This is a genomic window from Photorhabdus sp. RM96S, from assembly GCF_042879335.1.
Taxonomy (GTDB): Bacteria; Pseudomonadota; Gammaproteobacteria; order Enterobacterales; family Enterobacteriaceae; genus Photorhabdus; species Photorhabdus kayaii.
In genome coordinates this window covers 19,682-31,421 of record NZ_JBHFKT010000022.1, presented here as the reverse complement: position 1 = coordinate 31,421, position 11,740 = coordinate 19,682, and the positions used below count along the sequence as shown (strand labels likewise).

Sequence of the window (11,740 nt, the reverse complement as noted above, 5' to 3'; positions counted from 1 at the left end):
CCATTACACGCTGTCTTTTCTGTTTTTCCTCGCCTCACTAATAGCATCCATATAGTGCTTACGGCAAACAGACACATATTTTTCATTACCACCGATATCAACTTGTTCGCCATCATAAATGACCGCGCCTTCGCTATCAAAACGTAATACACGGTTCGCTTTGCGTCCACAATAGCAAATAGTTTTTAATTCAACTAACTTATCAGCCCACGCTAGAAGATACTGGCTACCACTGAAAAGCTCGCCTCTGAAATCAGTTCTCAGCCCATAACAAAGAACCGGAATATCATCGTAGTCGGTCACCTTACATATCTGTTCAATCTGTGCTTTCGTGAGAAAATGGCACTCATCAATAAGCACACAATGCACTTTTGCCTGCTTATTTTCATTTCTGATCAACTCACCAATATCTGTCTGTTGACTAAATAGAAGTGCATCAGAAGATAATCCAATCCGAGAATTGACTTTTCCATTTTCAAACCGGGTGTCAATTTCCGCGGTAAAAACCAGCGTTTTCATCCCTCTTTCATTATAGTTATAAGAGGATTGCAACAAGGATGTCGATTTTCCAGCATTCATTGCGGAGTAATAAAAATAAAGTTGAGCCATCAACCCTGCCCCTTAACAAAATTTATAAGGCCATAATAGTCAGATGAGTTTACCATAAACTTGAGTTGTGATTATCCATCTCAGTAAGCTACACTGGTTGATATACCGAAATATTTAGCTTAGTGATGTCTTAATGATTCATGACCACCATCACACCAGCCGAGTAATAAAGCGCATTTGAATGACAAATGTTCATGTTTAAATTAAAAAATGAAAGCTAGTCTGATTTGTTGCATATCGTATGCAAATTAATAATGTGCGTGATTTACTTCCAGAAAACGGTAACAGTAAATCAGCGATAACTCATGGATTAGTCATAAGTTTTTTTTAACTTAGTATTATCCTGGTTTATCAGGTATGATAAGAAACAGTTAAAATTACTTACCGATTTAGTATATACCTGGTTTATAAATTAGAGAGATTATCATGTCTCCTCTTTGTTAAAGGTACCCTGAACATGTTATTGGGGAATGACAATCAAAATAGCTGTATAAAAAGCACTATATAACTTTTGTAAAGAAATTACGTTTAAAAAAAAGAGCTATTTTATCGGAATATGAGAAATTGACTATTGCAGAAAATAAAATAGCATTCTATTATTATATCCACATCCGCAATCATCATTAATAATTTGAGACCAGGACAATGAGCGATTTAAAAACCCTAAATAACATCCGTACTTTACGAGCCCAAGCAAGAGAATGCCCACTTGAGTTCTTAGATGAAATACTTGAAAAACTGACCGTCGTTGTTGAAGAACGTCGTGAAGAAGAAAGTCAGGTACAAGCTGAATTAGAGGAACGTACACGTAAATTGGAAGAAGTTCGTAAAATGATTCTTGACCAAGGAATTGATCCAAGCGAATTGCTTCAGACAATGAGCGCCGGCAAATCTGCTGGTAAAGCAAAACGTCCTGCACGTCCAGCTAAATACCAATATGTTGATACAAACGGTGAAACTAAAACTTGGACTGGCCAAGGACGTACACCTGCTGTTATCAAAAAAGCAATTGAAGAAGAAGGAAGAACGCTGGAAAGCTTCTTACTCTAAGTCATTGTTTTTCAAGTTAATTTAATTAAAAACACCCTTTTAAAATAGAAGGGTGTTTTTATTATAAAACAACTTAGCTGACAAAAGAATTAACGTCTATCGTATAAGCGAGATAAGTATCCTTGAGAAGAATTTAGTCGAGTTGCCCGTTTTTTGTATCATTTCTTTATGGTAAAGCAAGGCCAGTTACTCACTTAGCCAATGCATAGATAAATTAATAATCAAACAGACACAACTATTTACTTCTCTCTGGTCACTGTCGTTGATTCAATAGATAAGGAGCCAACGGCTCCTTATCTTATTTAGACTTATGATAGAAACTCAAATACCACTCTACAAACTGCTTCACACCCTGCTTCACAGATGTATTTGGGGCAAACCCTATTTTTTGAAAAATGTCACTTGAATCAGCACAGGTCGACAGAACATCACCATCTTGCATGGGCATAAAATTTTTCTTAGCCAGAATGCCTAATGATTCTTCTATTGCTTCAATAAAAGCACCTAGTCTAGTTGGTTTACCATTACCAATATTATAAATACAGTAAGGGGCAGAGCTGGCAGATATTTGCCCATCTTCAACCACCCAGCTCTCATTTGGTGTGGGAATGATGTCTTGCAATCTGATTATTGATTCAACGATATCATCTATATACGTAAAATCTCTAACCATATTACCGTGGTTATAAACATCAATAGGCTGCCCTGATAACATGGCCTTGGTGAACTTAAATAAAGCCATATCAGGACGTCCCCACGGGCCATATACTGTAAAGAAGCGCAAGCCTGTCGTTGGCAACTGATAAAGATGAGAGTAACTGTGAGACATTAATTCATCTGATTTTTTCGTTGCCGCATATAGTGAAACTGGATGATCAACTGAATCATTTGTAGAAAACGGTTGCTTTCTATTTAATCCATAAACAGAACTAGAAGAAGAATATAATAAATGCTCAACATTATTGTGACGGCAACCTTCCAGGATATTGATATGCCCTATTATATTCGAATCAATGTAAGCCATTGGGTTTTGCAACGAATAGCGAACACCCGCCTGAGCCCCCAGATGGATAACCCGCTGAAATTGGTGTCGCGAAAAAAGATCGGGAATGGCTATTCTGTCAGCTAAATCTAGCTTTTCAAATTTAAAACCTGACTTATCAAATAATAGATCTAACCGTGCTTGTTTGAGACTCACATCATAATAGTCATTAAGGTTGTCGATACCCACAACCTCATGCCCCATTTGCAATAATCTCTGGCTCACATGAAAGCCAATAAAACCAGCAGCACCTGTGACTAAGAATTTCATTGTATTACTCAGATAACCGGATTAATGGATGCACCACGACCAATCCCATAATAAGTAAAACCTCGGGATTGCAGGCGTTCAGGATCATAGAGATTCCGGCCATCAAAGATAACCGGCGTTTTGAGAGACTCTTTGATTACATCAAAATCTGGCGCACGAAAACTTTGCCATTCAGTACAAATGATCAAGGCATCGGCTCCCTTAAGCGCTGCTTCTTTAGTTCCCATCAATAATAAATCATCACGCTGACCATAAATACGCTGAGCTTCCTGCATCGCCTCAGGATCATAAGCCTGTATTTTGGCTCCGGCCTGCCATAATGCTTCCATCAAAACACGGCTTGATGCTTCACGCATATCATCGGTATTCGGTTTGAACGATAATCCCCAGACAGAAAATGTCTTACCGGATAAATCTTCACCGAAATGGCGCGTTACAAAAGAAGGTAATTTATGCTTTTGCAGTTCATTCACTTGCTCCACAGCACGAAGAATTTTAGGCTGATAACCAATTTGCTCTGCGGTACGAATTAACGCCTGCACATCTTTCGGGAAACATGAGCCACCATAACCACAGCCCGGATAGATAAAATGATAGCCAATACGGGAATCAGAACCAATTCCTTGACGAACATGCTCAATATCAGCGCCAAGCATCTCAGCTAAATTAGATATCTCATTCATAAAACTGATTTTCGTTGCCAACATACAGTTCGCGGCATATTTAGTCAGTTCTGCACTGCGGATATCCATCACAATCATACGATCATGATTACGGTTAAATGGCTCATACAACTCACGTATCAGGTCAACGACTCTGTCGTTGTCACACCCAATAATAATCCGCTCAGGGCGCATACAATCTGCAACAGCGGCCCCTTCTTTGAGAAACTCCGGGTTAGAAACCACATCAAATGGGATATCAATATTGCGTTTACGCAGAGTCTCATTGACAACCGCATTAACTTTATCTGCGGTACCAACAGGAACCGTAGATTTATCAATAATAACTTTATAGCTATCCATATGTTCCGCAATAGTACGAGCAACCGCTGTCACATACTTCAAATCCGCTGAACCATCTTCATCAGGAGGAGTACCGACAGCAATAAATTGCAATTTACCGTGTGCAACACCGGCCTTTGCATCCGTACTAAAATTCAGACGGCCTTCTTCATAATTCTTCTTAACCAGTGGCGCTAAACCAGGCTCAAAAATGGGGACTTGACCATTTTTCAGGTTCTCAACTTTATTTTCATCTACATCAATGCAAAGGACATCATGCCCTACTTCAGCTAAAACCGTAGCCTGAACCAGGCCAACATAGCCAATACCAAATACTGTAACTTTCATATGATACCTAAAAATTTCCACAAGATTATTCTTTAGCTTGATCCTGCAAAGCCACTAACCAATCAGTAAACTCTTTGCCTAAAGTATGATGTTTCATACCATACCGGACAAATGCCTGCATATAACCAAGCTTATTACCGCAATCATGGCTTACACCCTGCAAATGATAGGCTTCCACAGGCTCCCTTTCTATTAACATAGCGATTGCATCAGTGAGTTGAATTTCATCACCGGCACCTGGCGCTGTTTTTGCTAATAATGACCAAATTTTCTCGGACAACACATAACGGCCAACAATGGAAAGATTTGATGGTGCTTCTTTAGGTTGAGGTTTTTCAACTACGCGCTTAATGAGTTTGCTGTCACCGGGTTGAAGATTTTCTCCCTGACAATCGACAATACCATAACTAGAAACTTCTTCATGAGGTACAGGTTCTACTAATATTTGACTAGCACCCGTTTCATTATACCGAACCAACATTTCGCTCAGATTATATCTAGTCAGATCTGTACTGTATTCATCAAGAATCACATCAGGCAGTATCACAGCAAAAGGTTCCTCACCGATTAAAGGCTTGGCACATAACACCGCATGTCCTAATCCTTTAGCAATTCCCTGACGAGTTTGCATAATAGTGACATGACTTGGACAAATAGATTGAACTTCGTCCAATAACTGACGCTTCACCCTTTTCTCAAGGATAGCTTCTAACTCAAAACTGGTATCAAAATGGTTTTCAATTGAATTTTTTGATGAATGAGTTACCAAGATAATTTCATTAATGCCAGCGGCAATACATTCATTAACAACATACTGAATAAGAGGTTTATCTACTAAAGGTAACATCTCTTTAGGAATTGCTTTCGTAGCAGGTAACATCCTCGTTCCCAAGCCCGCGACTGGAATAACAGCTTTCTTTACTATTTTTCCTACTGATAGTTTGTCTACTGATCGTTTTTCTACTGATGGCATTAACCTTTCTCCCGATGTTTTTTGGCTAAAACAAATCTGTCTTCAACTCAAAATCAGTGCCAATTCTTTAATAAGGCATCACTATTACTGATTATTTTGTGTCAATAAACCGCGCACACGAACAGCACACAGGAACCAAGGCATACAAAAGTTCACTGCTTCGTTCAGTTCACCCTTCTGACCACTCAAAAAGTTATCACTTTTATCTGAGCAGTACTAAATCCGCTCTTTGTACTAAAGAGCGGCAAATAAAATAGCCTGATTAGATAGACTTCCAAGCATAATAGGCGGAGTATACCAGCTAATTCTCTTCGATAAACATCACCATTCTGCTTAATTACATTACCGTGACTTGATGTTTAAAATCCATTTTAAACAACATTCCACCTTGGTAATATTCACTCAGAATACATTGAAGAAAGCATCAGATTTATTTGACTATTTGTATTCCAAATCCGACATTGCCATTCAGCGCTATGAGAACAAACTTGGTTCGAACAAATCGTTCTCAATGTCCCAAGAGGAACACCACTGTCTAATTGGATTTGGCGATTACCCGACTTAATACTGGCATGTAACCCCGCAGAAGTGAGCAGAACCGTTTTATTGATTGTATGATAATACCCAAGCAGCAATGGAAATTGCCCTTGTAACCCTGCACCTTCCAGTAACTTATTAATTCTATTTAGAATACCTGCCATATTGGGTAAACGTCGGGAATGGTGGATGATATGCTCTTGTAACAAACTATTAAATATGACTCTAAGTAATAATGCTGAAATCACGCCATACTCTTTTGAACGGCTAATATCTAGACAATAAAAAGCTAATTCATTGTCAGATAACGCCGCCATATCGAGAATTAATCCTGGATTATCAATCATATTTAATTTTCGGTAATTGACTTTACAGTGGGCAATCACTTGAGAAACTGGGGGTTGCAACTGCTTAAGCATATTTAATGCTTCATCTGAATTATGCTTTAGGGTTAACCAATCTTTATTCAAGTTATTCTGTTCAATCGCACCAGACATAAAGACCGTAGGATGTAAATAGGCCAACACCGATTTTTTTATCTCATTAAGATCTGACACTGGTTTTAATAAAACATCTTTTGCACCCAAACGAAGCACTTCATCAATTTCGGCCATCTTGTTAGTTGCTGAAATAATAATAACTGGAATGCTAATACCCTCATTCGTCAATTTCGCAATAAATTCAATGCCATTCATGACCGGCATATCTAAATCACATAAAATAAGTTCAACATGAGCTTCGCGTCCTAGCACCTGTAGTGCGACAGCGCCATTAGATGCGACTAATACCTTAGCGCCCAACGTTCGCAAATACCCTGCCAGCAAAGAACAAAAAACAGGTTCATCCTCCACAATCAGAATTTTTTTGCCTGCCAATGCCTTTTCCATAAATACGCTCCCTTACCTTAATATTGCGACCTTCACCTTTTCTTAGGTACTATCACTCATATTAGTTCAATTAAGTGACTATCATTTGTTCTCTTACGTTTCTTTGCAATAGAAAACCCATAAAAATGGTATTTCACCCTTTACAATTGGAGTTATTTTGACAGAGCTATGTCCTTGTGGTAGTGGAATAGATTTTGCGGATTGCTGTTCCCCTTATCTCCAAAACATAAAATTTGCCCAAACTGCTGAATCACTGATGCGTTCCCGATACAGTGCCTATGTAAAGCACAACGTCGATTATCTAATTACCAGTTGGCATCCTAACTGCCAGGCTGAAAAGTGGCGTTTAGACATAGAGCAGAGTTTTATTGTTACCCAGTGGCTCGGACTACATGTCATTACCACTGAAAAAGGCAAAAATGATAACGAAGCCTATGTTGAATTTTCAGCTTGCTTTCTTGATCAGAAATCCCAAGATAAGCAACTTATTCATGAGCGTTCACGTTTTCTTCGTATAGACCAGCGTTGGTACTATATTGATGGAGTAAAACCTATTGATGGTGTAAAGCCTCAAATTGGCCGTAATAGCCCCTGCCCATGTGGTTCGGGTAAAAAATACAAAAAATGTTGTGGTTAAGACCCATAAACAGAAAACGCAAAATATTTAAGGATAATCCCATTCATGCCGCACCAACATATACAAAAGAAAATTTTACGCACTATTTGCCCTGATGCCAAAGGACTGATCGCCAAAATTACTAATATTTGCTACAAACACCAACTGAATATAGTTCAGAATAATGAATTCGTCGATCATCGTACTGGCCGCTTTTTTATGCGTACAGAGCTTGAAGGCATTTTCAATGATGAGACATTTCTTGCTGATTTAGATGATGCACTGCCGGTGGGTTCTCAACGGGAATTAAATAGCGCGGGGCGTCGGCGTATTGTCATTATGGTGACAAAAGAAGCGCATTGTCTTGGGGATTTGCTCATGAAAAGCGCTTATGACGGGCTTGATGTTGAAATTGCGGCGGTTATCGGCAACCATGCAATATTACAATCGTTGGTTGAACAATTTGGCATTCCTTTCCATTTAATCAGTCACGAGGGTTTAACTCGTGAACAACACGATGAAAAACTGATTGCACAAATTAACCAATACAAACCTGACTACGTGGTATTAGCTAAATACATGCGAGTACTGACACCAGAATTTGTCCAGCATTATCCAAATCAGATTATTAACATCCACCACTCCTTTTTACCGGCATTTATCGGGGCACGTCCTTATCATCAAGCTTATGAAAGAGGGGTAAAAATCATCGGAGCAACAGCGCATTATGTGAATGATAATCTGGATGAAGGTCCAATTATTACTCAGAATGTCATTAACATAGACCACACATACACGGCTGAAGATATGATGAGAGCGGGCCGGGATGTTGAAAAAAATGTTCTGAGCCATGCTTTATATTGGGTTCTTGCTCAGCGGGTTTTTGTTTACGGCAACCGTACTGTAATTCTTTAAAGCTGAATTAGTTGGGGCAACCAACAAACAGGCCGCTCATTTGCTCACAACGGGATCAATAAGGATAAAAAAACAGCATACGGTAACTTATTTTTAAATATATGCTTTACAGCGGCGGCTCATTTGATATGATTCCGCCCGCTGTAATCAACAGTGATACATTTCAAAATCTGGTGGGGTTCCCGAGCGGCCAAAGGGAGCAGACTGTAAATCTGCCGTCACAGACTTCGAAGGTTCGAATCCTTCCCCCACCACCATAAATATTCTTCAAGCCTCCAGACATTAAAGCAAGACCTCAAATTCTCAATCCGATAAATTTTCTCTTAGAAGTGGCAACCGGATTGATTTCTTATACTCTCCATCCCCTAAACCTAATCTGAGTCTGCACATTTCTGAATTGGCTATTAGCACCTTTAAAAGTACTCAACGAAACATGCGCTCCCCCAACCTTAATGTACCCACGATCATATTTCTTAATCACATCTTTATGTGAAGCTTAACATTTTGCAAAAATCAACAATAAACCATATAAATCAAATAATTAAAACAAAAACCACCTTCAAGCAGCGAGCTTTCGAATGTGATAACCATCGTATATTTGTGAAATGATGTGTGAAATAATTATAAAAGAATAACAAATTATAACAACAACACCAGGGAACCATCATGAACCAATCAACACAAAAAATAGGAATTATAGGATTGGGGGCTATGGGTATGGGAATTGCCCGCGCGTTAATACGCGCGGGTATTTCCATATATGGATTTGATTTAAACCAAAAAGCCTGTGACCAACTACTACAAGCAGGCGCTAAAGTGGCGACAAACAACGCCGCAAATTGGGCATCAGAGCTGGATGCTATCTTACTTGTTGTCGTCAATGGTGCTCAAATAGAAAGCATACTGTTTGAAGGCGAAACACCGTTAGTCAACCAGTTAAGAGCCGGTACGATCATTGTGCTTCACAGTACCGTTGCCGCAGAACAGGCTAAAAATTTTGCCCATCGTCTTAGCCAATACAATCTAAACATGCTGGACGCACCTATTTCAGGTGGCGCACTAAAAGCTGAACAAGGCCAACTCACCGTTATGGCTTCCGGTGAACTCGCATTATTTGAACAACTAAAACCCGTATTTGCTGCCACCACCGAACGTCTCTACTATGTTGGAAATGAAATTGGTCAAGGCTCTACCGTCAAAACAATCCATCAATTACTTGCCGGTATACATATTGCTGCCGCAGCTGAAAGTATGGCATTGGCGGCCAAAGCCGGCATTTCCTTGGAACTGATGTACGACATTGTAACCCATGCGGCGGGTAACTCTTGGATGTTTGAAAACCGCGTTCCCCATATTCTGGCTGGGGATTACACTGCCAAATCCTCCGTAGACATTTTTGTCAAAGATCTGGGATTAGTCTTAGAAACAGGTAAGGATCTGAAATTCCCATTACCATTATCAGCCACTGCACATCAAATGTTCCTCGCTGCCAGTAATGAAGGTTTCGGCCAATGGGATGACAGCGCGGTTATCAAAACATTTAAAGGTATCACTTTGCCGGAGAAAAAATAATGACCATTAAATTGGGCGTTATCGCTGATGACTTTACCGGCGCAACCGATATCGCCGGTTTTATGGCACAAAGTGGTTGGCGAGTTGTCCAGCTATTAGATACACCTGATGAAAATACCTCTATTCCACCGGATATTGATGCTATCGTTATCAGCCTGAAAAGCCGTTCCTGCCCGATAGACGAAGCCGTGAATAACGCGGTGAAATCCTGCCGCTGGTTACGTCAGAAAACAGGTTGTCAACAAATATTCTTCAAATACTGCTCAACTTTTGATTCTACCAGCAAAGGCAATATCGGGCCGGTCACTGATGCCCTGATGGATGAACTACAAACAGACATCACGCTAATCTCCCCTGCCCTTCCCGTTAACGGGCGAACAGTTGTACATGGGCATCTATTTGTCAACGGTCAACTACTTAATGAAAGTGGTATGCAGCACCATCCGGTGACACCAATGACAGATGCCAATCTACTGCGCCTAATAGAACAACAAGCTCAAGGGAAAGCAGATCTGGTGGATCTGGCATGTGTACACCAAGGCGAGCAGGCAATCCGCGTGAGGCTAAATCATTTACAACAACAAAACATACGCTACGCAATAACAGATACCCTCACCATGAATGACCTACTGCCTATTGCCAAAGCGGCATCAGAGCTGAAATTAATCACTGGTGGTTCTGGTCTTGGCGCTGCCCTTGCCAGCACAGACACCGGTAAGCCATTGATGCCATACCAACAAGAAGGGGCAACCCCACCCGCCGAGAATAGACGCACCGTGGTCCTTTCTGGCAGTTGTTCCGTCATGACCAACAAACAAGTTGCTCTATATCAGAAATTGGCCCCAACTAAATCCCTGAATATTGATTCATGCATCAATGATCCACAATATGCCGAAAAGCTGGTTGCGTGGGTTATTCAGCAATCCGAAAACTATCTGGCACCGATGCTATACGCGACTCACCCGCCAGAAACATTACAGAAAATCCAGCAACAATATGGTGCAACTACTGCCAGTGAAGCAATAGAAAACACCTTCGCCAGCGTTGTAAAAAGCCTGTGTCAGCTAGGATTCAATACCTTTATTGTCGCAGGCGGCGAGACTGCCGGTAAGATAGTACAAAGTCTGGACATCCAACAATTCAGTATCGGCGCACCCATTGCTCCCGGCGTACCTTGGGTACACGATCGACAACACAATTATTGGCTGGCATTGAAATCAGGTAACTTCGGCAACATCGATTTCTTCCTGCATGTACAGGAGATGTTTCATGAGTGAACAAGCACTAAGGTTAGAGTTAGTCGAATGGGCTCGTTCAATGTTCTACCGGGGTTATAGCAGTGGCGGTGCAGGTAACATCAGCGCCAAACTGGAAGATGGCACGATTATCATCACACCGACCAACTCCAGTTTTGGTGACTTGCAAGCTAATCGCCTGAGTAAACTAGATGCAGAAGGTAATTGGCTATCCGGTGACAAACCCACAAAAGAAGTTTCCATGCATTTGGCAATGTACCGCAACCGTCCCGAATGCCATGCGGTGGTCCATCTACATTCCCCTTGGTTAACTGCCCTTTCCTGCCTACCCAATCTGGACAAAAGTAACTGTCTACCCCCCATTACGCCCTACTATGTAATGCGGGTCGGAAAACTGCCTCTGGTCAAATATCTGCCACCAGGAGATGAAAGAATCGGTGAAGAAATTGCGAAGCTGGCCGCAAAACACAACGCAATTCTTCTCTCAAACCACGGACCTGTTGTCGGCGGCAAAACTTTACGGCAAGCTTTTTTCAACGCAGAGGAATTGGAAGATACCGCACGGCTCTATTTAACCTTATTGCCACACGGCTTTACGACATTAAATAAAGAGCAAGTGCAAGAACTTGCAACTCGTTACCCAAAAACTGAGTGAACAAAC

11 protein-coding genes and 1 tRNA gene are annotated in these 11,740 nt (G+C 40.8%); 7 read left to right on the top strand and 5 right to left on the bottom strand.

Translation table 11 applies throughout. The features are described 5' to 3' along the window. Positions 1-3 precede the first annotated feature (3 nt). Positions 4-609 (bottom strand): thymidine kinase, encoded by a 606-nt coding sequence (locus tag ACGF49_RS14505; RefSeq protein ID WP_113041333.1) that lies wholly within the window; start codon positions 607-609, stop codon positions 4-6. Between the two features lie 645 nt (positions 610-1,254). Between ACGF49_RS14505 and hns the strand changes: the two genes are divergently transcribed. Continuing rightward, entirely contained in the window at positions 1,255-1,659 is a 405-nt protein-coding gene (gene hns, locus ACGF49_RS14500) for a histone-like nucleoid-structuring protein H-NS (protein ID WP_113041332.1), read from the top strand. Positions 1,660-1,957: 298 nt separating this feature from the next. Here the strand turns inward: hns and ACGF49_RS14495 are convergent, their stop codons facing one another. From ACGF49_RS14495 to rssB, 4 genes are all read right to left on the bottom strand, one after another. Beyond that, positions 1,958-2,971 (bottom strand): NAD-dependent epimerase, encoded by a 1,014-nt coding sequence (locus ACGF49_RS14495; RefSeq protein WP_387491589.1) that lies wholly within the window; start codon positions 2,969-2,971, stop codon positions 1,958-1,960. 8 nt (positions 2,972-2,979) lie between these two features. Beyond that, positions 2,980-4,323: a UDP-glucose/GDP-mannose dehydrogenase family protein gene (locus ACGF49_RS14490; RefSeq protein ID WP_113041330.1), complete on the bottom strand. Its 1,344-nt coding sequence runs from the start codon at positions 4,321-4,323 to the stop codon at positions 2,980-2,982. A gap of 25 nt (positions 4,324-4,348) precedes the next feature. Beyond that, on the bottom strand, positions 4,349-5,296 hold the full coding sequence (gene galU, locus ACGF49_RS14485) for a UTP--glucose-1-phosphate uridylyltransferase GalU (RefSeq protein ID WP_113041329.1): 948 nt from the start codon (positions 5,294-5,296) through the stop codon (positions 4,349-4,351). 398 nt (positions 5,297-5,694) lie between these two features. Continuing rightward, positions 5,695-6,720, bottom strand: coding sequence for a two-component system response regulator RssB (rssB, locus tag ACGF49_RS14480; RefSeq protein WP_113041328.1), 1,026 nt, complete (start codon positions 6,718-6,720; stop codon positions 5,695-5,697). Between the two features lie 157 nt (positions 6,721-6,877). Between rssB and ACGF49_RS14475 the strand changes: the two genes are divergently transcribed. The 6 genes from ACGF49_RS14475 to ACGF49_RS14450 all read left to right on the top strand — a co-directional run bounded on the left by ACGF49_RS14475 (position 6,878) and on the right by ACGF49_RS14450 (position 11,734). Next, complete coding sequence (locus ACGF49_RS14475) at positions 6,878-7,357, top strand: YchJ family protein (protein WP_113041327.1); 480 nt, start codon at positions 6,878-6,880, stop codon at positions 7,355-7,357. A 45-nt stretch (positions 7,358-7,402) separates the two neighbouring features. Further along, positions 7,403-8,251 (top strand): formyltetrahydrofolate deformylase, encoded by an 849-nt coding sequence (gene purU, locus ACGF49_RS14470; RefSeq protein ID WP_113041326.1) that lies wholly within the window; start codon positions 7,403-7,405, stop codon positions 8,249-8,251. A 172-nt stretch (positions 8,252-8,423) separates the two neighbouring features. Then, positions 8,424-8,508, top strand: a tRNA-Tyr gene (locus ACGF49_RS14465). 409 nt (positions 8,509-8,917) lie between these two features. Further along, the gene (gene ltnD, locus ACGF49_RS14460) at positions 8,918-9,823 is read left to right on the top strand and encodes an L-threonate dehydrogenase (protein ID WP_113041325.1); all 906 of its coding nucleotides are present in this window, start codon (positions 8,918-8,920) and stop codon (positions 9,821-9,823) included. Beyond that, positions 9,823-11,100, top strand: a complete 1,278-nt coding sequence (gene otnK, locus ACGF49_RS14455; protein WP_228902662.1) for a 3-oxo-tetronate kinase — start codon at positions 9,823-9,825, stop codon at positions 11,098-11,100. The genes ltnD and otnK overlap by 1 nt, the downstream gene beginning before the upstream one ends. Continuing rightward, the gene (locus ACGF49_RS14450; protein ID WP_113041323.1) at positions 11,093-11,734 is read left to right on the top strand and encodes an aldolase; all 642 of its coding nucleotides are present in this window, start codon (positions 11,093-11,095) and stop codon (positions 11,732-11,734) included. The genes otnK and ACGF49_RS14450 overlap by 8 nt, the downstream gene beginning before the upstream one ends. Positions 11,735-11,740: the final 6 nt, after the last annotated feature.